Annotated in this window: 26 protein-coding genes and 1 pseudogene; 23 read left to right on the forward strand and 4 right to left on the reverse strand. The window is 66.4% G+C overall.

From position 1 onward, the window contains the following. The 9 genes from nifN to B2G71_RS14885 all read left to right on the forward strand — a co-directional run bounded on the left by nifN (position 1) and on the right by B2G71_RS14885 (position 4,875). The gene (nifN, locus tag B2G71_RS14845) at positions 1–1,380 is read left to right on the forward strand and encodes a nitrogenase iron-molybdenum cofactor biosynthesis protein NifN (protein ID WP_098107175.1); all 1,380 of its coding nucleotides are present in this window, start codon (positions 1–3) and stop codon (positions 1,378–1,380) included. Next, complete coding sequence (gene nifX / locus B2G71_RS14850; protein ID WP_098107176.1) at positions 1,380–1,787, forward strand: nitrogen fixation protein NifX; 408 nt, start codon at positions 1,380–1,382, stop codon at positions 1,785–1,787. Before nifN ends, nifX begins: the two co-directional genes overlap by 1 nt. Then, the gene (locus B2G71_RS14855; RefSeq protein WP_098107177.1) at positions 1,787–2,242 is read left to right on the forward strand and encodes a NifX-associated nitrogen fixation protein; all 456 of its coding nucleotides are present in this window, start codon (positions 1,787–1,789) and stop codon (positions 2,240–2,242) included. Before nifX ends, B2G71_RS14855 begins: the two co-directional genes overlap by 1 nt. A 14-nt stretch (positions 2,243–2,256) precedes the next feature. After that, positions 2,257–2,460, forward strand: a complete 204-nt coding sequence (locus tag B2G71_RS14860) for a CCE_0567 family metalloprotein (RefSeq protein WP_098107179.1) — start codon at positions 2,257–2,259, stop codon at positions 2,458–2,460. Beyond that, the gene (fdxB, locus tag B2G71_RS14865; RefSeq protein WP_098107181.1) at positions 2,457–2,753 is read left to right on the forward strand and encodes a ferredoxin III, nif-specific; all 297 of its coding nucleotides are present in this window, start codon (positions 2,457–2,459) and stop codon (positions 2,751–2,753) included. The genes B2G71_RS14860 and fdxB overlap by 4 nt, the downstream gene beginning before the upstream one ends. Before the next feature lie 2 nt (positions 2,754–2,755). Next, complete coding sequence (locus B2G71_RS14870) at positions 2,756–3,397, forward strand: nitrogen fixation protein NifQ (protein ID WP_098107183.1); 642 nt, start codon at positions 2,756–2,758, stop codon at positions 3,395–3,397. Then, positions 3,394–3,804: a group III truncated hemoglobin gene (locus tag B2G71_RS14875; protein ID WP_098107185.1), complete on the forward strand. Its 411-nt coding sequence runs from the start codon at positions 3,394–3,396 to the stop codon at positions 3,802–3,804. Before B2G71_RS14870 ends, B2G71_RS14875 begins: the two co-directional genes overlap by 4 nt. Next, on the forward strand, positions 3,801–4,211 hold the full coding sequence (locus tag B2G71_RS14880) for a Rieske 2Fe-2S domain-containing protein (RefSeq protein WP_206049420.1): 411 nt from the start codon (positions 3,801–3,803) through the stop codon (positions 4,209–4,211). The genes B2G71_RS14875 and B2G71_RS14880 overlap by 4 nt, the downstream gene beginning before the upstream one ends. Positions 4,212–4,299: 88 nt before the next feature. Next, positions 4,300–4,875, forward strand: a complete 576-nt coding sequence (locus B2G71_RS14885; RefSeq protein WP_098107187.1) for an NAD(P)H-dependent oxidoreductase — start codon at positions 4,300–4,302, stop codon at positions 4,873–4,875. A 28-nt stretch (positions 4,876–4,903) separates the two neighbouring features. Here B2G71_RS14885 and B2G71_RS14890 read toward each other — a convergent pair whose 3' ends face one another. Next, positions 4,904–5,512 (reverse strand): hypothetical protein, encoded by a 609-nt coding sequence (locus B2G71_RS14890; RefSeq protein WP_098107388.1) that lies wholly within the window; start codon positions 5,510–5,512, stop codon positions 4,904–4,906. A gap of 284 nt (positions 5,513–5,796) precedes the next feature. On the opposite strand from B2G71_RS14890, the gene B2G71_RS14895 reads away from it, so the two are divergent. The 11 genes from B2G71_RS14895 to nifA all read left to right on the forward strand — a co-directional run bounded on the left by B2G71_RS14895 (position 5,797) and on the right by nifA (position 16,089). Beyond that, on the forward strand, positions 5,797–6,117 hold the full coding sequence (locus tag B2G71_RS14895; protein WP_098107189.1) for an iron-sulfur cluster assembly accessory protein: 321 nt from the start codon (positions 5,797–5,799) through the stop codon (positions 6,115–6,117). A 13-nt stretch (positions 6,118–6,130) separates the two neighbouring features. Further along, entirely contained in the window at positions 6,131–7,069 is a 939-nt protein-coding gene (gene nifU, locus B2G71_RS14900) for a Fe-S cluster assembly protein NifU (RefSeq protein ID WP_098107191.1), read from the forward strand. A 23-nt stretch (positions 7,070–7,092) separates the two neighbouring features. Further along, positions 7,093–8,307 (forward strand): cysteine desulfurase NifS, encoded by a 1,215-nt coding sequence (gene nifS / locus B2G71_RS14905; protein WP_098107193.1) that lies wholly within the window; start codon positions 7,093–7,095, stop codon positions 8,305–8,307. An 11-nt stretch (positions 8,308–8,318) separates the two neighbouring features. Then, positions 8,319–9,464, forward strand: a complete 1,146-nt coding sequence (gene nifV, locus B2G71_RS14910; protein ID WP_098107196.1) for a homocitrate synthase — start codon at positions 8,319–8,321, stop codon at positions 9,462–9,464. Then, positions 9,464–10,210 carry a serine O-acetyltransferase gene (gene cysE, locus B2G71_RS14915; RefSeq protein WP_206049421.1) on the forward strand — a complete coding sequence of 249 codons (747 nt, stop codon included), beginning with the start codon at positions 9,464–9,466 and terminating at the stop codon, positions 10,208–10,210. Before nifV ends, cysE begins: the two co-directional genes overlap by 1 nt. After that, positions 10,197–10,538 (forward strand): nitrogenase stabilizing/protective protein NifW, encoded by a 342-nt coding sequence (gene nifW / locus B2G71_RS14920; RefSeq protein ID WP_098107199.1) that lies wholly within the window; start codon positions 10,197–10,199, stop codon positions 10,536–10,538. The genes cysE and nifW overlap by 14 nt, the downstream gene beginning before the upstream one ends. 3 nt (positions 10,539–10,541) lie before the next feature. Continuing rightward, a complete protein-coding gene (locus tag B2G71_RS14925; RefSeq protein WP_098107201.1) occupies positions 10,542–11,399 on the forward strand; it encodes an electron transfer flavoprotein subunit beta/FixA family protein in 858 nt (285 codons plus the stop codon). Positions 11,400–11,413: 14 nt separating this feature from the next. Beyond that, positions 11,414–12,511: an electron transfer flavoprotein subunit alpha/FixB family protein gene (locus tag B2G71_RS14930; RefSeq protein WP_098107203.1), complete on the forward strand. Its 1,098-nt coding sequence runs from the start codon at positions 11,414–11,416 to the stop codon at positions 12,509–12,511. A 10-nt stretch (positions 12,512–12,521) separates the two neighbouring features. Then, the gene (locus tag B2G71_RS14935) at positions 12,522–13,835 is read left to right on the forward strand and encodes an FAD-dependent oxidoreductase (protein ID WP_098107205.1); all 1,314 of its coding nucleotides are present in this window, start codon (positions 12,522–12,524) and stop codon (positions 13,833–13,835) included. Between the two features lie 25 nt (positions 13,836–13,860). After that, positions 13,861–14,169: a ferredoxin family protein gene (locus B2G71_RS14940; RefSeq protein WP_098107207.1), complete on the forward strand. Its 309-nt coding sequence runs from the start codon at positions 13,861–13,863 to the stop codon at positions 14,167–14,169. Positions 14,170–14,343: 174 nt separating this feature from the next. Continuing rightward, a complete protein-coding gene (gene nifA / locus B2G71_RS14945) occupies positions 14,344–16,089 on the forward strand; it encodes a nif-specific transcriptional activator NifA (protein ID WP_098107209.1) in 1,746 nt (581 codons plus the stop codon). 66 nt (positions 16,090–16,155) lie between these two features. On the opposite strand, the gene B2G71_RS14950 is transcribed toward nifA, so the two are convergent. The 3 genes and pseudogenes from B2G71_RS14950 to B2G71_RS24135 all read right to left on the reverse strand — a co-directional run. Then, positions 16,156–17,454 carry an MFS transporter gene (locus B2G71_RS14950; protein WP_098107211.1) on the reverse strand — a complete coding sequence of 433 codons (1,299 nt, stop codon included), beginning with the start codon at positions 17,452–17,454 and terminating at the stop codon, positions 16,156–16,158. Continuing rightward, positions 17,451–18,707 (reverse strand): CoA transferase, encoded by a 1,257-nt coding sequence (locus B2G71_RS24130; RefSeq protein WP_168176375.1) that lies wholly within the window; start codon positions 18,705–18,707, stop codon positions 17,451–17,453. Before B2G71_RS24130 ends, B2G71_RS14950 begins: the two co-directional genes overlap by 4 nt. Positions 18,708–18,776: 69 nt before the next feature. Further along, positions 18,777–19,640, reverse strand: a pseudogene (locus tag B2G71_RS24135) (CoA transferase); the annotation flags it as partial. A gap of 416 nt (positions 19,641–20,056) precedes the next feature. Here B2G71_RS24135 and B2G71_RS14965 point away from each other — a divergent pair. The 3 genes from B2G71_RS14965 to yaaA all read left to right on the forward strand — a co-directional run bounded on the left by B2G71_RS14965 (position 20,057) and on the right by yaaA (position 22,539). Beyond that, positions 20,057–20,623, forward strand: a complete 567-nt coding sequence (locus B2G71_RS14965) for a sigma-70 family RNA polymerase sigma factor (protein WP_098107215.1) — start codon at positions 20,057–20,059, stop codon at positions 20,621–20,623. Beyond that, positions 20,620–21,567, forward strand: coding sequence for a FecR domain-containing protein (locus B2G71_RS14970; RefSeq protein ID WP_098107217.1), 948 nt, complete (start codon positions 20,620–20,622; stop codon positions 21,565–21,567). Before B2G71_RS14965 ends, B2G71_RS14970 begins: the two co-directional genes overlap by 4 nt. Before the next feature lie 219 nt (positions 21,568–21,786). Next, positions 21,787–22,539, forward strand: coding sequence for a peroxide stress protein YaaA (yaaA, locus tag B2G71_RS14975; RefSeq protein ID WP_098107219.1), 753 nt, complete (start codon positions 21,787–21,789; stop codon positions 22,537–22,539). Positions 22,540–22,612: the final 73 nt, after the last annotated feature.

Consider the following 22,612-nt stretch of genomic DNA (forward strand, 5'->3'; position numbering starts at 1 on the left):
ATGGCGCAGGTCGTGAAATCGGCGAAGGCGTGCACCGTCAACCCGCTCAAGATGAGCCAGCCGATCGGCGGCGCGCTCGCCTTCATGGGGATGCGCGGCGCGATGCCGCTGCTGCACGGCTCGCAGGGCTGCACGAGCTTCGGGCTGGTGCTGTTCGTGCGGCATTTCCGCGAAGCGATCCCCTTGCAGACCACGGCGATGTCCGAAGTCGCGACGGTGCTGGGCGGCTACGAGAACGTCGAGCAGGCGGTGCTCAACATCGTCAAGAAGACGAGTCCGGAGATCATCGGCATCTGCTCGACCGGCGTCACCGAAGTGAAGGGCGACGATCTCAAGGGCTTCGTCGCCACGATCCGCCAGCGCCATCCCGAACTCGCCAACGTGGCGATCGTGCAGTGCTCCACGCCCGATTTCGCGGGCGCCTTCGAGGACGGCTGGACCAAGGCTGTGACCGCGCTGATCGAGCAGGTCGTGCCCGAGGTCGAGCCGGTGCGTCGCGATGCCACGCGCGTCAACGTGCTGCCCGGCTGCCATCTCACCCCTGGCGACATCGACGAGTTGCGCGACATGATCGAAGCCTTCGGTCTGGCCCCCAACTTCGTGCCCGATTTGTCGGGGTCGCTCGACGGCCACATCCCCGAGGACTTCACCCCCACCACGCTCGGCGGTGCGGGCTGCGAGGAGGTTCGCGCGATGGCGACCGCGGGCGCGACGATTGCGATCGGCGCGCAGATGCGCGGCCCGGCCGAAGCGCTGGAGAAGCGCGCCGGCGTGCCCTTCCGCCTGTTCGAGCGGGTGAGCGGTCTCTCTGCCTGCGACGAACTCATCATGCACCTTGCGCAGCTTTCGGGCCGCGAGGTGCCGGTGAAGTACCGTCGCCAGCGTGGCCAGCTCGTCGACGCCATGCTCGACGCGCATTTCCACATCGGCGGGCGCAAGTTCGCGATCGGCGCCGAGCCCGATCTGCTGTTTGCGCTGGTCTCGACGTTGCGCGAGGTCGGAGCCGAGATCGTCAGTGCGGTGACGACGACTTCCTCGCCGGTCCTCGAAAAGCTGCCGTGCGAAAGCGTCACGATCGGCGACCTCGAGGATCTGGAGGCAGGCGCGGCCGACGCCGACATCCTCATCACCCACAGCCACGGGCGGCAGGCCGCCGAGCGGCTGCATGTTCCGCACTATCGCATCGGCATCCCGATGTTCGACGCGCTCGGTGCGGGGCACCTGGTCACCGTCGGCTATCGCGGCACGCGCGACATGCTCTTCGCCATCGGCAACATGCTGATGCAGCGCCACCATGAGCCCTCGCCCGACGACTGGCGCGATGCGTGGCCCGACCAAGCAAGCGAACTATCGAGCGAACCGCGAAAGGAGCTGGTCTGATGAAAGTCGCATTCGCAACGCAGGATCTCGAACGGATCGACGCCCATTTCGGCTGGGCTAGGAACATCGCGATCTACGACCTCACGCCCGAGGGCTGGGCGCTCGACCGGGTCGAGGAATTTTCCGGCGAACTCAACGAGGACGGCAACGAGGACAAGCTGGAGCCCAAGCTCAAGGCGCTCCAGGGCGTCTCGATCCTCGTCGTCGCCGCGATCGGCGGATCGGGCGCGGCGCGCGTGGTCGCGCAGAACATTCACCCGATGAAGGTCGCCGAGCCCGAGCCGATCGAGGGCATGCTCGAAAAGCTGCGCGGCGTGCTCGCCGGGACGCCGCCGCCGTGGCTGCGCAAGGTTCTCGCCAAGTCGGGCGAAGGCAAGGTCGATTTCGAGGAAGAGGAGGACGCGTGATGACCGAGGTACTCGAAACCCCCGCGGTCGAAGGATTTGCCGCCGCGCTCGTGCGCCAGATCCGCGCGCAGGATTCGCACGGCCACTGGGAGCGCAAGAGCGACATGGACCTGCTCGAGCCGTTCCTGCTCGACAAGGAAAAGCGCCGCGCGATCCCGATCATCGGCGATCCCGATCCCGACACGCTGTGGCGGGTCGAACTCTACTACGGCGCGCTGTGCCTCGAGATCGAGCGCCGCTGCGGCCGGATGGTCAGCCCGATGATGAAGATGAGCCACGAAGGCTTCGGCCGCATGGTGCTGATCGCCGGCCGCCTCGTCGTCGTGAACAAGCAGCTTCGCGACATCCACCGCTTCGGCTTCGACAGCCTCGAAAAGCTCAATGCCGAGGCGGAAAAGGTGCTGGGATCGGCGATCGGCATGATCGAGCAGTTCCCTGCCGTGGCCGACTACTGAGGAGAATCCAGGTCATGCCCGACATCGAAGACCTCAAGGCGGACCTCAAGAAGCTCTCCGCGCGGGCGATGCAGGCCAAGATGGACCTGCATGACTTGTCCGAGGAGCTTCCGGTCGGCGTCGAGAACGTGATCGCCACCGCCGAGCGCGTGCGCGATGCCTATGCCGCGCTCGACGCCAAGCGGGCCGAGCTCAAGGCGCTGGAAGCGGCGTCATGACCGCGCTGGTGACACGCGGCGGGCGCGAGTGGATTCCCGACTACCTCGTTGCGATCGATCCGGAGGTCTGCATCGGCTGCGGCCGGTGTTTCAAGGTCTGCGGCCGCGACGTGATGACGCTCAAGGGCGTCGACGAGGACGGCGAGATCGTCGAACTCGATGACGACGATGACGACGACGAGATCGAGAAGCGGGTGATGGCGATGTCCGACCCCGACGCCTGTATCGGCTGCGGCGCCTGCGCGCGGGTCTGCCCAACCAATTGCCAGACCCACGAAAAGCTGGCGGCTTGACGATGGGACGCGCCTGGACCGACCATTCCGGTGAAGCCTACGCCGAATTGATCTGGCTCGGCGCGCTCGGCGGGGCGGATGCGTTCGACACGCATCTCGCCGCTTCGATTCTCGCGCTGGCGCTGCGCGAGGCGCTTCACGAGGACACGCCGCTTTGCGAACTGACCGGGCTCGACGACGCCGAGACCGAGGCGCTGGCCGCGATCTGCTTTCCCGGCGCACGTCTGCCGCTGAGCGGCACGCCCGCGCGCACGCAGGAGGAACAGGCGTTGCGCGACATCCTCTGGATGAACTCGGCCGCCGCTTCCGTACTCGAAATCCTGCTGTCGCGGATGGTGGCGCGGCGCTGCCAGCGGCCCAACCACTTGTGGCAGGACCTCGGGCTTGGCGGGCGCACCGAACTCTCGATGCTGATGCAACGCCACTTTCCTCGCCTCGCCGCGCGCAACGGCGCGGACATGAAGTGGAAGAAGTTCTTCTACCGGATGATGTGCAGCTCCGAAGGCTTCCGCCTGTGCTCGGCGCCGGTGTGCACCGAATGCGACGACTTCGATGCCTGCTTCGGCGCGGAGGACGGGGAATCGCTGCTCGCGCGCATGGCCAATGGACGGCCTGCGCCCATGCAGCCGGAGGCAAGGGCATGACCGATACCGCCCAGGCAGAGGCAGCGTCCGAAGCCGCGATCATGGCGATGGTGCGCCGCTTCTACGCGCTGTGTTTCGAGGACGATGTCCTCGGCCCGATGTTCCGCGCGCTCATCACCGATTTCGAGGAGCATTACCGCATCGTCGCCGATTTCTGGTCGCATTCGCTGCTCGGCACGACGCGCTACAACCGCGGCACGCCCTATACCCACCATGTCGGCATGAAGGTCGAGGAGGTGCACTTCGAGCGCTGGATGGCCGCGTTCGGGCAGGCGGCGGCGGAGGAACTGCCCGCGCCGCTCGCCGAACTGGCGATGAAGCGGGCGCGGCACATGACCGAAAGCTTCAAGATGGGCCTGCTCCCGCTCAAGGCGCCAGAGCCGCGGCCGTCCGGGGCGGCGGCGTGAGCGTGGCCGACCTCGTCGCGATCTGCGCGCTCGAAGAGATCCCCAACCGCCGCGCCGTGCCCTTCGTTCTGGCGCGGCGCGGCGAAAACGGGGGCGTTGCGCCATACCCGATCTTCGTGCTGCGCTGGGGGCGCAACGTACGCGCCTACGAGAACCGCTGCCCGCACCAGGAAACCCACCTCGACTGGGAGCGCGGCGAGTTCCTCGACGGATCGGGCACGCGCATCCAGTGCGGCAAGCACGGCGCGCTGTTCGATCTGGGCACCGGCCAATGCGTCGAGGGGCCTTGCCAGGGCGAGAGCCTGACACCCATCGAGACGGTCATCGACGCCGATGGCGACATCTGCCTGGTTGATGCCGATCTCGTCGAGGAAGACGATTTCGACAGCGGGCAGGGGCTCGAATAGCAGCCGTGGCAAAGCGAGGGTCCGGCCCGTCGTCGCACGGTTGACTCGGGTCAATGCACCGCCCCGCGAAAGGTGGGATTTCGATCGAATGTCCCGGATCGTTATCCTCGACGGCCATCCCGACGCCGCGCCGCATTTCATCCATGCCGCCGCCGACGCCTATGCCGAGGGCGCGAAAGACGGCGGCCACGAGGTGCGCCGCATCGCTATTGCGTCGCTCGATTTCCCGCTGATCCGCAACGAGGCGCAGTTTCAGGCGCATGACGTGCCGATCGACATTCTCGAAGCGCAGGAGGCGCTGATCTGGTCCGAGCATGTCGCGATCTTCTATCCGCTCTGGCTCGGCTCGACCCCCGCGCTGTTCAAGGGCTTTCTCGAGCAGGTGCTGCGGCCTCATTTCGCGTTCCAGGGGCAGCAACGCGGTTTTCCCAAGGGCCTGCTCGCGGGGCGGTCGGCGCGCGTGGTCGTCTCGATGGGAATGCCGGCGCCGGTCTACGAACTCTACTACCGCGCGCACGGCGTTAAGGCGCTCAAGCGCAACGTCCTGGAGTTTGTCGGGCTTGGCCCGGTGCGCTATGCCGTCATCGGCATGATCGATGGAGGCGAGGCGCGCCGCAAGCGCTGGCTGGCGCGGTTGCGCGGTTGGGGCAGGTCGGCCGCGTGAAAGCGCGGGCGCCCGCCCCTTCGCGGCTTCAGACCGGGCGGTTCTCGTTGCGGTTGCGCTCGGGCTCCATCGCCGCGACACCGTCCTCGTAGGAAATCTCGGCAAAGTCCATGCGCGTGCCGGCAAGCTGGTCGAGCACGTATTCGAGCTTTTCCGGGCCGCTCATCTTCTTGACGTCGTTCTTGTCGACGCCGGCGAGATCGAGTGTCTCCTTCCAGACGGTCGATTCATCGAGCGGGAGGACCTTGGCGACCACGCCGTTGCCGAGCGGGACCGTGTAGGTCTTCAGGAAGTCGATGTTGTTCGCGAAGAACACGTAAGTCCCTTCGGGTACGAGGTAGTCCGCAAGCACTTCTCCCGCGTCCTTGAGCCATGCGAAGTTGTGCAGGTAGCCGGCGAGCACGGGGATCGTCTTCGTCGCGGCGTCGGCGACAAGCAGGACCTGCTCGATCGAATAGGCCGGGGGGCGCGCCTCGTCGCCGACCTGATCCTGGAAGGCGAGGGCGATGTCGCCGCGGAAGCCGAAGGTCCCTGCCTTGGGAAGCGGTTCCTTGAGCACGGCGTTGCGGAGGCGCTTCTGCTCGGCGAGAGGGCCGAGCGCGGTGTCTTCCAGCCGCACGGTTTCGAGTGTCGTCATGATGATCTCCTTGCGCGGGATTCGCTGCGACGACGCCAACGCAAGAAACGGGCCGTTTTCGCGCACCGCGCATTTCCGCACGAGCAGGCGAGCGCACCGTCCCGGCTTTGTGTGCATCGCAACAAGACCGTGTGACGAATGTGCCAAAGCCGACACGCTTTGGTCGCATCGGAGGCGGGCCGACAACGAGCAAGCAGGGCGCAATCGGGCGATTCCGCCGATCCGGAGAAATTGGCACGCTCTTTGCTGCAAGGTTCCCGCAAATCCGAAAGTGAGGGACCAGCATGATCGTCCTTACCGACAGTGCCGTTGAAGCCGTTCGCAGCGCCATCGACAAGGCGGAGGCTGAGCCCGCCGGTCTTCGGATCCAGGTCGAGGCGGGCGGATGCGCCGGCTACAAGTACATGATGGGCCTCGTCGGCCAGCCCGAAGCCGACGACGCGGTGATCGCGAGCGGAGGCGTCAGCGTCTTCATCGATCCGATCAGCCAGCCGCTGATCGCGGGCACCACGATCGACTTCGTGGTCGCGCTCGAGGGCTCGGGTTTCACGTTCGAAAATCCCAACGCATCAAGCCGCTGCTCGTGCGGCAAGTCGTTCGGCTGAGGAGAAGCAGGTCATGTGGGAATACAGCGACAAGGTGAAGGACTACTTCTTCAATCCCAAGAACAGCGGCGTGCTCGAGGACGCCGACGGCGTCGGCGACGTCGGCGCGATCTCCTGCGGTGATGCGCTCAGGCTGATGATCAAGGTCGAGGAAGCGACCCAGACCATCTCCGACGCGCGCTTCCAGACGTTCGGCTGCGGCTCGGCGATCGCCAGTTCCTCGGCGCTTACCGAACTGATCATCGGCAAGACCATCGAAGAAGCGATGCAGATTTCGAACCAGGACATCGCCGATTTCCTCGGAGGCCTGCCGCCCGAGAAAATGCACTGCTCGGTGATGGGCTACGAGGCGCTTCAGGCCGCCGTCGCCAACTATCGCGGCGAGGAATGGGTCGACGACCACGAGGAAGGCGCGCTGATCTGCAAATGCTTCGGCATCGACGAGGGCATGATCGAGCGGACCATTCGCGGCAACACGCTCACCAGTCTCGAAGAGATCACCAACTACACCAAGGCCGGCGGGGGTTGCGAGACCTGCGCCGAGGGCATCGAGGGCGTGTTGCAGCGCGTCAACGCCGAGATGGTCGAGGACGGGCTGATCGCCGCCGAGGACGCGTTCGTTCCGGGCGTCGCGCCGCGCCGCCGCAAGAAGGCCGCAGCCAAGGCCGCTGCCGCCGCCAAGGCCGGCGCGCCCAACGGCAAGGCGCCGCTCACGACACTGCAGAAGATCAGGCTGATCGAGGAAACGATCGAGCAGATCCGGCCCTCGCTGCAGCGCGACGGAGGCGACTGCGAACTGATCGACGTCGAGGGCAACCGCGTCATCGTGCGGCTCACCGGCGCCTGCGTCGGCTGCCACTTGTCGAGCGCCACCATCGAGGGCGTGCAGGCGCGGCTCGTCGAGGCGGTCGGCATGCCGCTGCTGGTGGTCCCCGCCGCCCCCGTCCACTGATCCGCCAAGAGGAGGTCACGCCCATGGAACCGGTCTATCTCGACAACAACGCGACCACCCGCTGCGCGCCCGAAGTCGTGCAGGCGATGCTGCCCTACTTCTCCGAGCAGTTCGGCAACGCCTCTTCGATGCACGCCTTCGGCGCCGAGGTCGGCAGCGCGCTGGCGACCGCGCGCAAGCAGCTCCAGGCGCTGCTCGGTGCGGAATACGATCACGAGATCGTCTACACCTCGGGCGGCACCGAGGCGGACAACACCGCAATCCTCTCCGCGCTCGAGACGCAGACCGGCCGCGACGAGGTGATCACCTCCGCGGTCGAGCACCCTGCCGTGCTCGCGCTCGTCGGCCATCTCGAAAAGACCGGCCGCGCCAAGGTCCATGTGATTGGTGTCGACGCCAAGGGCCGCCTCGACGTGGAAGCCTATCGCAAGGCGCTCGGCCCCAGGACCGCGATCGTCTCGATCATGTGGGCCAACAACGAGACCGGCACGATCTTCCCGGTCGAGCAGCTTGCCGAGATGGCGCACCAGGCCGGGGCGCTGTTCCACACCGATGCGGTGCAGGCGGTCGGCAAGATCGCGATGAACCTCGCCGAGAGCGAGATCGACATGCTCTCGCTCTCGGGCCACAAGCTCCACGCGCCCAAGGGCATCGGCGCGCTCTATGTCCGCAAGGGCACGCGGCTGCGGCCGATGGTTCGCGGCGGCCACCAGGAGCGCGGACGGCGCGCGGGGACCGAGAACATCCCCGGCATCGTCGGCCTCGGCAAGGCGGCCGAACTCGCGCTGGCACACCTCGAGGACGAGCGCACCCGCGTCGCGGCGATGCGCGACCGGCTCGAACAGGGACTGCTCGAGGCGATCCCGAACAGCTTTCCGACCGGCGACGTCGACAACCGCCTGCCCAATACAGCCAACGTCGCGTTCGAGTATATCGAGGGCGAGGCGATCCTGCTGCTGATGAACCGCGAGGGCATTGCCGCCAGCTCGGGCTCGGCCTGCACCTCGGGCAGCCTCGAGCCGAGCCACGTGCTGCGCGCGATGAACGTGCCCTACACCGCCGCGCACGGCGCGATCCGCTTCTCGTTCAGCCGCGAAAACACCGACGCCGACGTCGACCGCGCGCTCGAGGCGATGCCGCCGATCATCGCGCGGCTGCGCGAGATGAGCCCGTTCTGGAAGGAGCGCGAGAAGCTCGCTTCCGGCGAGGCCAGCGCCTTCAACCCGACTTACGCCTGAGGAGCCGTGCCATGACCGCATTCCAGCATCGCGTGATCATCAACGACAGCACTCTGCGCGACGGCGAGCAGTCGCCGGGCGTCGCCTTCAGCCTCGACGAGAAGCTGGCGATCGCCGCCGCGCTGGAACTCGCGGGCGTCGACGAGATCGAGGCGGGAACGCCGGCGATGGGTATGGAGGACATCGAGGCGATCGCGGCGATGGCAGCGCAGGCCAGGGGCGCGCAGATCATCCCCTGGTGCCGCGCGACCCGCGCCGATGTCGATGCGGCGGCGCGCTGCGGGGTGAACCGTGTGCACTTATCGGTGCCGGTCTCCGACCGCCAGATCCGCGCCAAGTTCGGCACAGGCCGTGCCGACGTGCTCGCCCGGATCGAGGAAGTGGTCGGCTATGCGCTCGACCAGGGCCTCAAGGTCTCGATCGGCGGCGAGGACGCGAGCCGCGCCGACATCGATTTCCTCAAGCGGGTCGTCGTCGCGATCGAGCAGGCGGGCGGCCATCGCTTCCGCTATGCCGATACGCTCGGCGTGCTCGATCCCTTCGGCACGCGCGACATCTTCCGTGAGCTGGCGCGCGAGACCGACATCGAGCTCGAATTCCATGGCCACGATGATCTCGGGCTCGCGACCGCGAACACGCTGGCGGCGGTGCGCGGCGGCGCGACCCACGTCAGCGTCTGCGTGCTCGGGCTCGGCGAACGCGCGGGCAATGCCCCGCTCGAGGAAGTCGCCGCCGGTATCGGCGAGACGCTTGGCCGCCCCACCGGGATCGACCTGACGCGGCTGCCCGCGCTCGCCGAGACGGTCGCGATTGCGGCCTGTCGGCCGATCCCCGAGAACAAGCCGATTGTCGGCTCGATGGTCTTCAGCCACGAATCGGGCATCCACGTTTCGGGCCTGCTGCGCGATGCCGAGACCTACGAGGCGCTCGATCCCGCGCGCTTCGGGCGCGAGCGGCGCATCCTGCTCGGCCGCCATTCGGGCCGCGCGGCAGTGACTTCGAGCCTGCGCTCGATCGGCCTCGAGGCCGATCACCAGCGGCTCGAACGCATCCTCGCCGACGTGCGTGCCCGCGCGCTCGCCACCAAGCGCCCGGTCGAGCTTGCGGACCTCGCGCTGATCTATTGCCGCACCGGCATGGCCGACGGGATCGCATGATGCCGCTGGCGACGCTCTCCGACCGGGTAGCTCCGACGCGTCCACGGCGCGCCTCGCTCGCCGCGCTGATCCGCGACGACATCGCCTGCGTCGCCGCGCGCGATCCGGCGGCGGGCGGGCCGCTGGAGATCGTGCTGACTTATCCCGGCGTCCACGCAATTGTGTGGCACCGCATCGCAAATCGCCTGTGGGGCGCGGGCCTGCGCTTTCCTGCGCGGTTCCTCGCCTGGTTCGCGCGGCTCGTGACCAACGTCGACATCCATCCCGCCGCGACCATCGGCGCGCGTTTCTTCATCGATCACGGCGCCGGCGTCGTCATTGGCGAGACCGCCGAAATCGGCGCGGACGTCACCTTGTACCACGGCGTCACCCTGGGCGGCACGAGCTGGTCGCCGGGCAAGCGCCACCCGACGCTCGAGGACGGCGTCCTGGTCGGCTGCGGCGCCAAGATCCTGGGGCCGATCACGATCGGCATGGGCGCGCGCGTCGGCGCAAACTCCGTTGTCGTCGATCCGGTGCCGCCCGAGGCGACCGTGATCGGCATTCCCGGGCGGATCGTGCGCGATCCCGCCGAGCGCCGCCGTGTCGGTGGCGGGCGGATCGACCTTGACCATCACCTCATGCCCGACCCTGTCGGCGAGGCGATCTCCGAGCTGCTCGACCGTCTCGATTTCCTCGAACTGCGCCTCGCCCACCGCGAGGGGCGCGAACCCGTCTGCAAGGAGCACGATCATGAGCCTGCTTGACGATCTCCAGGCGCTGTCGAGCGCGGAAGATTTCTTCGCCTTCCTCGACGTGCCCTACGAACCCGAAGTGGTGCAGGTCGCGCGGCTGCACATCCTGCGCCGCATGGGCCAGTATCTCGCGGGCAGCGAAGTCGAAGGCGCGCTGGCCGAGGCGGACGACGCCGCGCTGCTCGCGCTGTGCCGCGAGCACCTGGCGCAGGCTTATGCCGACTTCGTCGCCTCGAGCCCGATCGAGCAGCGCCTGTTCAAGGTGCACAAGGATGCGATCGCGCCCAAGCCCGAAGCCAACCGCCCCTTCGTTCCGCTGACAGCCCTGACGGGAGACTGACCCATGCATATCGTGGTTTGCATCAAGCAGGTGCCGGACAGCGCGCAGATCCGGGTCCATCCGGTGACCAATACGATCATGCGCCAGGGGGTGCCGACGATCATCAACCCCTATGACCTGTTCGCGCTCGAAGAGGCGCTGCGGCTCAAGGACAAGTTCGGCGCCACCGTCACCGTGCTGACGATGGGCCCGCCGACCGCGGCGGATTCGCTGCGCAAGACGCTGACTTTCGGCGCGGACCGCGCGGTGCTGCTGACCGACCGCTATTTCGCCGGATCGGACACGCTGGCGACGAGCTATGCACTGTCGATGGCGCTCGGCAAGATCGCCGAGGAATTCGGCAAGCCCGAGATCATCTTCACCGGCAAGCAGACCATCGACGGCGACACCGCGCAGGTCGGCCCCGGCATCGCCAAGCGGCTCGGCTACAATCAGCTCACCTACATCGCGAGGATTTCCGAGGTCGATCTCGATGCGGCGACCATCCGCGTCGAGCGGCGCGCCGAGGGCGGCGTGCAGGATCTCGTCTCGTCCTTCCCGGTGCTGATCACGATGCTGGAAGCCAGCAACGAGATGCGCCGCGGAACGATCGAGAACGCGCTCGGCGCGGCGCGCGCCGAGGTCGTCACATGGAACGCCGAGGCGGTGGGCATCGAGGACCTGACCAAGTGCGGCCTGAGGGGCTCGCCGACCATCGTCAAGAAGGTCTTCGCCCCCACCGCGCGCGCGGAAAAGGCCGAGATCGTCGAAGCCGAAGGCGGTGTCGACGCCAAGGCGGCGGCGCTTGTCGAAGCGATTTTCGCGAAGGCGCCGGGCATCGAGGGCGATCTGCTCGAACTCGCCGGCGAACACTACGTCTGAAGGAGGCACGTACCATGGCCGAAGACAAGAAGCCCGCACCCGCGGCTGGCGGCCGGGCCCAGACCAAGAAAGAGCTGCCCGAGCATTTCAAGGCGTACAAGCACGTCTGGGTGGCCGTCGAGATCGAGCACGGACAAGTGCATCCGGTCTCGTTCGAACTGCTCGGCGAGGGGCGCAAGCTTGCCGACAAGCGCGGCGTCGAACTCGCCGCGGTGGTCATGGGCGATGATCGCGAGAGTCTCGAGGCGGCGGCCAGGGCGGCATTCGAATACGGCGCGGACTGCGCCTATCTCGCCTGCGATCCCGCGCTGAAGCACTATCGCAACGAGGCCGCGACGCGGGTGCTGACCGACATCGTCAACACCTACAAGCCGGAGATCCTGCTGCTGGGCGCGACCAATCTCGGCCGCGATCTGGCGGGCTCGGTCGCCACCACGCTGCAGACGGGCCTCACCGCCGACTGCACCGAGCTGGCGATCGACGAGGAAGGCTCGCTCGCGGCGACGCGCCCGACCTTCGGCGGTTCGCTGCTGTGCACCATCTTCACGCTCAACTTCCGTCCGCAGATGGCCACGGTGCGTCCGCGCGTCCTCGCCATGCCCGAGCGCGAGGAGGGCCGGCAGGGCCGGATCGTCGAAGTCACGCCCGGCCTCGTCGAAGACGACATCGTCACCAAGGTGCTTGATTTCATCGCCGACCGCGACAGCGACCAGGCGCAGCTTCCCTATGCCGACATCGTCGTCGCGGGCGGGCTGGGGCTCGGCTCGGTCGAGAACTTCCAGCTCGTGAAGGACCTCGCAGAAGTGCTCGGCGCCGAATACGGCGGCTCGCGGCCGCTGGTGCAGAAAGGCTGGATCACCTCGGACCGCCAGATCGGCCAGACCGGCAAGACCATCCGCCCCAAGCTCTACATCGCCGCGGGCATCTCGGGCGCGATCCAGCATCGTGTCGGCGTCGAGGGCGCCGATGTGATCGTCGCGATCAACACCGATCCTGACGCGCCGATCTTCGCCTTCGCGCATCTCGGCATCGTCGCCGATGCCGTCACGCTCCTTCCCGCGCTCACCGCGGCATTCGCCGCGCGCCTGCGCGTCAACCGTCTCGCAAGCTGAGGAGGCACCGATGGGCCAGTTCGACAAGCCGTTCGACGCGATCGTGGTGGGGGCAGGGCCCTCGGGCAACGCCGCCGCATACGTCATGGCGCGCGAGGGTCTCAATGTCCTGCAGATCGAGCGCGGAGAGTATTCGGGCTCGAAGAACGTGCAGGGCGCGATTCTCTATTCCGACGCGCTCGAAAAGATCATCCCCGATTTCCGCGAGGAAGCGCCGCTCGAGCGTCACGTCATCGAGCAGCGCATGTGGATGATGGACGACGCATCGCATTCGGGCATGCATTACCGCTCGAACGACTTCAACGAGGAGAAGCCCAACCGCTACACGATCCTGCGCGCGCAGTTCGACAAGTGGTTCTCGTCCAAGGTCAAGGAAGCGGGCGCGCTGGTGCTTTACGAGACCACCGTGACCGAACTGGTCAAGGACCTTTCGGGCAAGGTGATCGGCGTGCGCACCGATCGCCAGGGCGCGCCGATCATGGCGAACGTCGTGATCCTCGCCGAGGGCGTCAACGGCCTGGTCGGCCAGCGCTCGGGCCTGCGTCCCGAAGTCGGCGCCGACACCGTCGCGCTCGCGGTCAAGGAAATGCATTTCCTGCCGCGCGAGACGATCGAGGCGCGCTTCAATCTCAAGGGCAACGAGGGCGTGGTGATCGAGGCGATGGGCACGATCACCAAAGGCATGACCGGAACCGGGTTTCTCTATACCAACGAGGAATCGATCTCGGTCGGCATCGGCTGCATCGTATCCGACTTCGCGACGAGCGGGGTGACGCCCAACGAACTGCTCGAGGCGTTCAAGGCGCATCCCTCGATCAAGCCGCTACTCGAAGGCTCGGAAGTCAAGGAATATGCAGCGCATCTCATTCCCGAGGGTGGCTACAAGGCGATCCCGCAGCTCACGGGCGCGGGCTGGGTGGTCGTCGGCGACGCCGGCCAGTTCGTCAACGCGGTGCACCGCGAGGGCTCGAACCTCGCGATGACCACTGGGCGCGTCGCCGCCGAGACGGTGATCGCGCTCACTCGTAAGCGCGAAGAGATGTCGGCCGCCAATCTCGCCGACTACGAGAAGCGGCTGGGCGAGACTTTCGTGATGAAGGACCTCAAGAAATACAAGGGCATCCCCGAGCTGCTCCATCGCAAGAAGGGGGCGTTCTTCGGCGCCTATCCGCAGCTCGTCAGCCAGGCGATGCAGACCTGGTTCCGCGTCGACGGCGTCGACAAGGTTTCCAAGGAAAAGGCGATCTACAGCAATTTTCGCAAGACCCGCACCTTGCGCGGGATGATGGGCGACGCGTTCCGCCTGGTCATGGCGTGGCGCTGAGCCTCAAGGAAAGGAGAGACCGGCAATGAACATGGTGACCACGGCCCCGCCGCGCGCGAAAGTGGAGGAGAAGCTCTTCCAGAACCGCTACCTCGTCGATGCCGGCCGCCCGCATATCCGCGTCAAGCCGCACGAGACGCCGTCCGCGAGTTTGGTCGCGATGACGACGCTGTGCCCGGCGGGCTGCTATTCGCAGACCGAGAGCGGGCAGGTGGAAGTGGCCGCCGACGGCTGCCTCGAATGCGGCACCTGCCGCATTCTCACGCGCGAGACCGGGGAGATCGAATGGAACTACCCGCGCGGCGGTTTCGGCGTACTGTACAAGTTCGGCTGACCTCTTGCACTTGTGAAGTCGAGAAGCGTCATCAAGCGATCGAATGTTTAGATTTGACTTGGCGAATCGGTCAAAGCCTGCGACTCTTCCGGACTTGAACTTAGGGCACCGCGAAACGCGCGGGCCAAGGTCCCGAAACGGAGAGGCTAGACCTGTCGGCGGAAGGATTCCGTCATGAACAGTCGTCAGGCCACGAACGACAGTCGTCCCCCTGGGGAGCAAGGCGCGGTGCTGGCGCGGACGCGTCGACGCGTGATTGCGAGCCACACTCGCACTGACGTCGCCTTGCGCGGCGTCTACGAGATTTCGAAAATCCTCGCCGTTCCCGGCCGGCTCGAATCCTCGCTCGCCAACGTGCTTACGCTGCTTTCGAGCTTTCTCGACATGCGCCGCGGTCTCGTTACCCTGCTCGATCCCGAAGGGCAGCCCGAGAACGTCGTCGGCATGGGTTGGAGCGAGGAACGCGCGGGACTATGGCGCGGCCGCCTGCCCGAACTCGCGGTCGAACGCATCTTCAAGACCGAGATGCCGGTCGTCGTCCACAACATGGAAACCAGTTCCCTGTTTCCCGGCTGGAGCTTCGACGGCCCGCTGAACGACAATGCGCGGGTCTCGTTCATTGGCGTGCCGATCAAGGACGCGCACCGCGTCGTGGGCACGCTCACCATCGAGCAGATCTGGGACGATACCACGACCTACCACGCCGCCGACGAGGACGTGCGCTTTCTCACCATGGTCGCCAATCTCATTGGCCAGACGATCCGCCTGATCGAGCTGGTCCAGCGTGACCGCGAGCGGCTCATGGAGCAGCAGCGGCTGCTGGAGAAGGGCCTGCCGCGCGAGGCCGGGCGCAAGGGGGCGGCGGTCGACACCGGCATCGTCGGTTCGAGCCCGGCCCTGCAGACCGCGCTCCAGCAGATCCGGAGGGTCGCGCGTAGCCATTCGGCCGTGCTGCTGCGCGGCGAATCGGGCACCGGCAAGGAACTGTTCGCCCGCGCGGTCCACGATTTCAGCCCGCGCGCGAAGAAGGCCTTCATCAAGCTGAACTGCGCCGCGCTGCCCGAATCGGTGCTCGAATCCGAACTGTTCGGCCACGAGAAGGGTGCCTTCACCGGCGCCGTCGCCCAGCGCAAGGGCCGCTTCGAACTGGCCGACGGCGGCACCCTGTTCCTCGACGAGATCGGCGACACCTCCATCGCCTTTCAGGTCAAGCTGCTGCGCGTGCTGCAGGAGGGCGAGTTCGAGCGCGTCGGGGGCAACACCACCATCAAGGTCGACGTCCGGCTGGTCTGCGCGACCAACCGCAATCTCGAGGAAATGGTGGCGAACGGTGAATTCCGCGCCGATCTCTATTACCGCATCAACGTCGTATCGGTGCGCCTGCCCGCGCTGCGCGACCGGCGCGAGGACATTCCCCAGCTCGCGCGCGAATTCCTGCGCCGCTTCGACGAGGAACACCGCACCGAGCATGTGCTGAGCCCCTCGGCGATCCGCGTGCTCGAAAGCTGCTATTTCCCCGGCAACGTGCGCGAGCTCGAAAACTGCGTGCGGCGCACCGCGACGCTGGCCCACGACGATCGCATCGACGAGGAAGACTTCGCCTGCCGCAACGACGAGTGTCTCTCGGCGACCTTGTGGAAATCCGCGGTCTCCAAGCCGTTCAACATCGTCCAGCCCGCGCCGCGTGCGCCGCGCGAGGAAGAGGCTCCGACATCGGGTGCGGAAGAGGCGCGCGAAACGGCGGCCGATTTCGGGCGTGAGGTGCCGGTCGATAACGTCAAGGTCAGCCGCCGCGATCTGGTCGATGCACTGGAGGCCACCGGTTGGGTTCAGGCCAAGGCCGCCCGCATGCTCGGCCTTACCCCGCGCCAGATCGGCTATGCGATCCGCAAGTACGAGATAGAGGTGCGCAGGTTCTGAACGCGTGCCCTCGCGGGATGGCACGGAACGCGGCTGCGATGTTCCATCCGGGCGTCCGGCGGAGATTCAAGCCAAGGCGTTTCGATACGTCGCCGATCCCAGGGCCTTTCGCGCAAGCCAAAGGTGGACGATGGGCCATATGCCGAGAAGGCAGCACCATGTCAGTGCCGTTCGAAGCGCTTCCTTGCCGACGCCGGCGGAAGCATAGACGTCGCTAAGGACGCCGACGAACAGCGGCCCGGCACCCGTGCCCAGCAGGCTCACGAAGAAAGTCAGGACGGCGACGGCCCGCGCCCGCAATCCCGGCGGGACGAGAATCTGCACCAGGGCGAATGCCGGGCCGAGAAACGCGCTGCTGAACAGGCTTCCGCCGAAGTTGAAGGCCAGGGACGCCGCTTGCGTCGTCGAGACGACCGTCGCGAGCTTCAGCAAGGCGGTCAGGACGGTGCAGGCAATCCCGTAGAGAAGGACCGCTCCCACGCCGCGGCGATACAGCCTGTCACCGACGTAGCCGCCGGCAATCGTCCCCAGGATTGACGCCGTCCCGCTGACCAGGCCGAACAGCAATCCCACTTGCGCGATCGTCAGCCCGTAGGAGCGCATGTAGAACGAGGGCAGCCACTGCTGCATTCCGTAGCCGAAGAAGGAACTGGTGGCGATCGCGAGGACGAGCTGAAGATAGACCGGGCGGGCGCGGATCAGTTCGATGATCGTCGCGGGATCGCCTTCGCGCCCGGCCGGGGCCGGTGCGGGATTCCTCGTTCTGGCGGGTTCGCGCAAGGTCAGGAAAACGATCACGCCAAGCAGGACTCCGGGCACCCCCATGGCAAGGAACGTCCCTCTCCAACCCAGCGCGGCGACGAGCCATCCCCCGACGATCAGGCCGGCAATCGAACCGAGACTCCCCCCGGCGGTGATGATGCCCAACGCTCTTGATCGCCATTCGGCCGGGATGAAATCCGTGATCATCGAGTGCGAGGGCGGAAGGCACCCGGCTTCGCCGATCCCGACGCCGACGCGCGCGAGCGTGAGATGGAGAAGGTTCTGGGCAAGGCCGCACAGCGCGGTCATGGCGCTCCAGATGATCAACGCGGCTCCGACGATATTTCGCCGCACCGAGCGATCCGCGTAGGCGGCGATGGGAATGCCCAGCGTGGCGTACAGCGCCGCGAAGGCGAATCCGGACAAGAGTCCGAGCTGCGTGTCGGAAAGCTGAAGCTCCGCCTTGATGGCGGGCATCATGACCGAGAATACCAGCCGGTCCATGAGATTGACCGCGTTGACGAGCGCGAGCAAGCCCACCACGTACCACAGATAGGCTTTCGAATAGGGCTCTTCGTCCGGCGAAGTGAGCGGGCGGCTCATCGCAGGATGCCCCTTTCGGCAAGGCGTCCCTGCTCCGCTTCGGACAGGCCCAGGACGTCACCGAAGACATAGGCATTGTGCTCGCCAAGGGCGGGGGCGCCGCGCGTCACGCTCGCTTCGCGTGCGGACCGCCATGATGGGCCGACGATCGGGCGGGTCTGGCCGCCGGTTTCGTCGACGACGCGGAAAAGCCCATGGTCCCACAACCGCGCGTCGGCGCAGACATCGATGGTGTTCTGGCTTTTCGCCGCGCAGATTCCGGCGTGCTGGAGCCGTGCGGGCAGATCGGCCGGGGCCTGCGTGCGCGTCCAGGCGGAGAGGCGTTCGTCAAGCTCACCGGAATGTTCCCGGCGGCCGCCGAGCGTTGCAAATCGCGGCGCCTTGAGTTCGGGATCGCCCGTGAGTGCGGCGAGCGCGGCCCAGGATACGTCGTCCGGGGTCGCGATGGAGATCCATTCGCGATCGCCGCAGGGGTAAGCGCCGTGCGGCGCCATGTCGGGATGGCCGCTGCCGGATCGGTCCCGGTCCGCGCCGGCGCGCGCGAAGTCCAGCAGCACGTCGCCGATCATCGTGCTCATCGTTTCGGCTGCCGAGACATCCACGAACTGACCTTCTCCGTGCCGACGCCTGTGGAGCAGCGCCGCCATGGTACCGACCGCCGCGGCGGCACCGAAGGTCGAATCGCCGTAGCGGATGTTCATGCCCGAGGGTTTCCGGCCTTCGTAGCCGACCAGCCCGCTGACGCCTCCTCCGGCAACGAAGCATGGGGCATATCCCGTCTGGTAGCTCAGCGGCCCGGAGCTGCCGTAAACGCTCATCGCGGTGTAGACGATCTGCGGGTTGACCGCCCTGACCGCTTCGTAGCCGAGCCCCAGGCGTCCGGTGATGCCGGGACGCAGGTTCTCGATGAAGACATCGCTCTCGCCGAGCAGGCGAAGGAGCAGGTCGCGCCCCTCCTGATGCTTGAGATTGATCTGCGCGCTCAGTTTCTGCGGATTGACCGCGCGAAAGCCCGCCGAGACATCGAGGCCGTTCACGCCGTAGGCCCGCGAAGCATCAAGGGAATCGAGACTCTCGATCCGGATGACCTCGGCCCCCAGGAAAGCCAACAGCTTGCCGGCGAAAGGTCCGGCCCAGACGCGTGTCAGTTCGACGACCCGCACGCCGGCCAGCGGGCCGCCATTGGCTGGGCCGCTGACTGACGCGCTCCGCCGCTTGCGGGGCGGATTCCCCGAAAGCTCGGTGCGGGGCATCAGCCTTTCCGTGTCCTGGCCGAGCGCCGGCGCTGGCAAATCGAACCGCGCGGGAGTCCGGCTCAGCCGATAGGGCACGGTCGGATAGCTGGCGCCGCCGATGACGGGATGATCGAGCCGGGCGAAGAACTCACGGCTCTGGTACTGTTGCGAGTGGTGGAGATCCGCCGGCGTATTGACTGGAACCGCCTGCAGGCCCGCTTTCTGAGCGAGCTCGGCCAGGTCGTCGCGCTTGAAGCCGGCAAGCCATTCCCCCAGCCGCGCCCTGCATTCGGCCACCCGCTCGGGCGTGGCGTGGAGCGACAGCCAGTCCGCCGGAAAACCGTCCATCCAGGCAGGATCGGCCATGAGGCCCCGGAGCGCACGCCAGTGCGAAGCATCGGAAAGCCAGAGAAAGACGTAGCCGTCCGCGCAAGCGAAGATGCCCGACGGCCCGCCCAGATCGAGCGCTGTGCGCTCTTGCAAAACGTCCATGTCGCCCGCGATCATCTGGCCGAGCACGTAGTCGAGCCGGGAGGTCAGAACGGCCTGGGTTGAAACGTCGATGAAGTCGCCCGTGCCGGTCGTCTCGCGACCATACAGGGCCGCGAGGATGCAAAGCGTCGCATCGAGCGCCGTCTCGTAGCTGGGAAGAAAGCGGCCCGCGGCGTTCAGCGGCGGCAGCGAGGCATCCGGACCGCTGGGGGTATGATACCCCCAGCCGCTGGCGTGGAACACGTTCAGATCGACCGCCCGCGCCCCGGCCTTGCCTGCGGTATGACCGAATGGGGTGAGGGCGCACAGCACCGCATGGGAGAACGATTCCGCCATCGTCTCGCGTCCCAGTCCGATCTCGTCCAGCCACCCGGGCGGGTGGTCGTCGACGATCACGTCGAACTCCGGCACCATACGGTGCAGGGCCGATCGCCCTTCGGGACTTTCGAGGTCGAGCGTGACCGACGCCTTGCCGGCGTTGAGGTAAGCGAAAAGGCCGCTGCGCCCCCGCTCTCGCCTTTGTGTCTTTACTACCCCAGCCGCCGCAACCCTCCAGCGGCATTCAAGGTCTTCGTCGACCTCGCGCGCGAACTCGCCCGCTCGTCGCGCGGCCCACGATCTGCCTGATCATGGGCAAAGCATGTCGAACTCGAATATGCGACATGGCTTTCGGATCGCGAAAACGGCCGGCAACGAGACGAGTCGACGGGAGTGAGCCTTCCAGGCTCACTGGGCCGATGCCCAGAAGACCGGCGTGGAACCGATAGCGCCGGTCGATTCATGATCCGAAATTTTGCTGTATAGGATTTTTCCGCCTCGGTTGTCTCTGAGAGAGGAGCAGTGTTTGCTCATCGAGCGGAGGTGAACGGCCGGTCATGGTCGATGACGCGACACTGGAGGCGTGGTTTTGCCGGGAGGTCTTTCCTCTTGAACGCGCCCTTACGCGCTTCATCCGGCGGAACTGGCGAGAGGAGAGCGATGTGCTCGACCTCCGACAGGAGGTCTACGCCCGGGTCTATGAGGCCGCGCGCGACGGTTTGCCCCGGCAGGCTGGGCCATTCGTCTTTACCGTCGCGCGCAACCATCTGATCAACTGCGCACGACGCGCCCGCATCGTGTCGTTCGATCAGGTCGCGGATCTCGAGAGCATGGACATCCAGCCCGATGTCCTGACTCCCGATCGGCATCTTGCCGCACGCGATGAGTTGAGGCGGTTCGAGGCGGGGCTCGAGAAGCTGCCGCGGCAATGCCGCGAGGTCGTCCGCTTGCGCAAGATCGAGGGCCTGACCACGCGAGAGACGGCCGACCGATTGAGCATCGCCCGTGGCACGGTCGAGCAGCAGTTGGTCCACGGCATGCGCGCGGTCGCCGATTTCATGCGAGGGGGAAGCGGAAAGGTGCGGCGTCCCACCTCGAAGGCCAGGGCGAGGAACCAGGAATGAGCAAGTTCGATCGCACCGAAGAAGCCGCTGCTCGCTGGCTGATCCGCTATGAGGAATCCGACTGGACGGACGCGGATCAGGCAGAGCTCGATTCATGGCTGTCGGCCGATGTCGAGCACAAGGTTGCCTTCTGGAGGCTGAAGGACGCCTGGACCAAAGGCGACCGGCTTGCGAGCAGGCGGGCCGACACCGTAACGGCCGAGCGACAAAGGCCAAAGCTGCACCGATATTTCCAGATCGCCGCCGGGCTCGCCGCGGTCCTGGTGGCGGCGATATTGCTGGTGCCGGCGATGCTCGGAAACGGGGAACTGTTCGAGACCGCGAAGGGCGTCCAGCAGACCGTGTTGCTCGCCGACGGCAGCCAGATGGAACTCAACACGGCCACCCGCCTGCGGGCGGATCTTGCAGGAGCGCGGCGCGAAGTGTGGCTCGACAGCGGCGAGGCTTATTTCGAGGTGGTTCACAACCCCCGCCGCCCCTTCGTGGTGCATGCCGGCTCACACGACGTGAAGGTCCTCGGTACGCGCTTTTCGGTTCGGCGCGACGGCGACGCGGTGCAGGTCGCGGTGCTTCAGGGCAGGGTGCGCCTCGATGATATCGAGCGAGCGAAGCCCAGCTCCTCCGCCGTGCTGACGGCGGGCGCGATTGCCCGCACCGACGACGCCGGCGTGCTCATCCGCCAGGCGTCGGCCGAACGCGTCCAGGATGATCTCGGTTGGCGTGAAGGGTTGCTCGTCTTCGATCAGACCACGCTTGAGGAAGCCGTTGCCGAGTTCAATCGCTACAATGGCCGCCAGTTGGTGATCGCCGATCCGGCCGTCGCGGCGATCCGCATCGGCGGGCGGCTGCAGGCCCGCAACGTCGACGGATTCACGCGCCTTCTCGAGCGGATTTACGGCCTCAAGGTCGAGACCGACGGCAACCTTGTCACTATTTCGAAATAAACCCACCGCGATCGCCACTTCGATTGCCGAGACCACCGGGAAACGTATCTTCTGCGCGAACCGCTCGAGAGAACATCTCGTCGAAGTCCCAGGGCCGGTCGATCCGGTTTGCCGACGGTCCGGAGAATCTGCCGCCGCTCTCAGCGAAGCTCTTTTCGGCGGGAAATGTATGCTCCGTCGGCTTTTGACGTGTGAATTTGCCCCCGCTACGGCGGCGACATGATCGCTTTGCTCTCCCCAGCCAAGACGCTCGATTTTGAGCGCGAGCTGCCGCCGCTGGCCGCCACGCAACCGCATTTCGCCGAGGAAGCGAGCGGCCTCGCCAAATCGGCGGCGAACCTGTCGCAAAAGCGATTGAGCGAGCTCATGCATATCTCGCCCCGGCTCGCGAAGCTCAATGCGGAGCGGTTTCGCGACTTCTTGAGTCTGCCCGAGCGGCAGGCGCTCTTCGCGTTTGCCGGCGATGTCTACACCGGCTTCGAAGCGCATACGCTGCACGACGCGGGTATCGTTTTCGCTCAGGATCACGTGCGGATATTGTCTGGGCTTTATGGTCTGCTGCGTCCGTTGGACACGATCCGGCCCTACCGGCTCGAAATGGGGACTCGCTGGGCCCCGCGCCGCAAAAGCCTGACCGACTGGTGGGGCGGGCGTATCGCAGAGCTGCTGCTTGCCCAGGTCGCAGAAGAGGGTTCCGGCACCGTGCTCAACCTCGCCAGCCAGGAATATTTTGCCGCGGTCAAAGGCAAGCTCACCGGCGTGCGGGCGATCGAGGTGGAGTTTCGCGAACCCGGTCCGGACGGTCCGCGTTTCGTGAGCTTCAATGCCAAGCGCGCGCGCGGCATGATGGCTCGCTGGCTTTGCGAAAATCACGTCGCGGACATCGATGCCATGCGCGGCTTCGACACTGACGGATATCGCTTCGACGCGACCGAAAGCGAGGCCGATCGCTGGCGTTTCGTTCGCACGTGAGCGGCTCGACATCACGCTGATTGACGTGATCGGGATTGACGTCAGGGCGACTCGCGCGGGCCGGGGACGCAAC

This window comes from Novosphingobium sp. PC22D (assembly GCF_002556635.1).
Lineage (GTDB): Bacteria > Pseudomonadota > Alphaproteobacteria > Sphingomonadales > Sphingomonadaceae > Novosphingobium.

Excerpts from the sequence above, each read along its gene's own strand:
- nifN (WP_098107175.1), top strand. The coding sequence starts at position 1 with ATGGCGCAGGTCGTGAAATCGGCGAAGGCGTGCACCGTCAACCCGCTC.
- nifX (WP_098107176.1), top strand. The coding sequence starts at position 1,380 with ATGAAAGTCGCATTCGCAACGCAGGATCTCGAACGGATCGACGCCCAT.
- B2G71_RS14855 (WP_098107177.1), top strand. The coding sequence starts at position 1,787 with ATGACCGAGGTACTCGAAACCCCCGCGGTCGAAGGATTTGCCGCCGCG.
- B2G71_RS14860 (WP_098107179.1), top strand. The coding sequence starts at position 2,257 with ATGCCCGACATCGAAGACCTCAAGGCGGACCTCAAGAAGCTCTCCGCG.
- fdxB (WP_098107181.1), top strand. The coding sequence starts at position 2,457 with ATGACCGCGCTGGTGACACGCGGCGGGCGCGAGTGGATTCCCGACTAC.
- B2G71_RS14870 (WP_098107183.1), top strand. The coding sequence starts at position 2,756 with ATGGGACGCGCCTGGACCGACCATTCCGGTGAAGCCTACGCCGAATTG.
- B2G71_RS14875 (WP_098107185.1), top strand. The coding sequence starts at position 3,394 with ATGACCGATACCGCCCAGGCAGAGGCAGCGTCCGAAGCCGCGATCATG.
- B2G71_RS14885 (WP_098107187.1), top strand. The coding sequence starts at position 4,300 with ATGTCCCGGATCGTTATCCTCGACGGCCATCCCGACGCCGCGCCGCAT.
- B2G71_RS14890 (WP_098107388.1), bottom strand. The coding sequence starts at position 5,512 with ATGACGACACTCGAAACCGTGCGGCTGGAAGACACCGCGCTCGGCCCT.
- B2G71_RS14895 (WP_098107189.1), top strand. The coding sequence starts at position 5,797 with ATGATCGTCCTTACCGACAGTGCCGTTGAAGCCGTTCGCAGCGCCATC.
- nifU (WP_098107191.1), top strand. The coding sequence starts at position 6,131 with ATGTGGGAATACAGCGACAAGGTGAAGGACTACTTCTTCAATCCCAAG.
- nifS (WP_098107193.1), top strand. The coding sequence starts at position 7,093 with ATGGAACCGGTCTATCTCGACAACAACGCGACCACCCGCTGCGCGCCC.
- nifV (WP_098107196.1), top strand. The coding sequence starts at position 8,319 with ATGACCGCATTCCAGCATCGCGTGATCATCAACGACAGCACTCTGCGC.
- cysE (WP_206049421.1), top strand. The coding sequence starts at position 9,464 with ATGCCGCTGGCGACGCTCTCCGACCGGGTAGCTCCGACGCGTCCACGG.
- nifW (WP_098107199.1), top strand. The coding sequence starts at position 10,197 with ATGAGCCTGCTTGACGATCTCCAGGCGCTGTCGAGCGCGGAAGATTTC.
- B2G71_RS14925 (WP_098107201.1), top strand. The coding sequence starts at position 10,542 with ATGCATATCGTGGTTTGCATCAAGCAGGTGCCGGACAGCGCGCAGATC.
- B2G71_RS14930 (WP_098107203.1), top strand. The coding sequence starts at position 11,414 with ATGGCCGAAGACAAGAAGCCCGCACCCGCGGCTGGCGGCCGGGCCCAG.
- B2G71_RS14935 (WP_098107205.1), top strand. The coding sequence starts at position 12,522 with ATGGGCCAGTTCGACAAGCCGTTCGACGCGATCGTGGTGGGGGCAGGG.
- B2G71_RS14940 (WP_098107207.1), top strand. The coding sequence starts at position 13,861 with ATGAACATGGTGACCACGGCCCCGCCGCGCGCGAAAGTGGAGGAGAAG.
- nifA (WP_098107209.1), top strand. The coding sequence starts at position 14,344 with ATGAACAGTCGTCAGGCCACGAACGACAGTCGTCCCCCTGGGGAGCAA.
- B2G71_RS14950 (WP_098107211.1), bottom strand. The coding sequence starts at position 17,454 with ATGAGCCGCCCGCTCACTTCGCCGGACGAAGAGCCCTATTCGAAAGCC.
- B2G71_RS24130 (WP_168176375.1), bottom strand. The coding sequence starts at position 18,707 with ATGCCCCGCACCGAGCTTTCGGGGAATCCGCCCCGCAAGCGGCGGAGC.
- B2G71_RS14965 (WP_098107215.1), top strand. The coding sequence starts at position 20,057 with ATGGTCGATGACGCGACACTGGAGGCGTGGTTTTGCCGGGAGGTCTTT.
- B2G71_RS14970 (WP_098107217.1), top strand. The coding sequence starts at position 20,620 with ATGAGCAAGTTCGATCGCACCGAAGAAGCCGCTGCTCGCTGGCTGATC.
- yaaA (WP_098107219.1), top strand. The coding sequence starts at position 21,787 with ATGATCGCTTTGCTCTCCCCAGCCAAGACGCTCGATTTTGAGCGCGAG.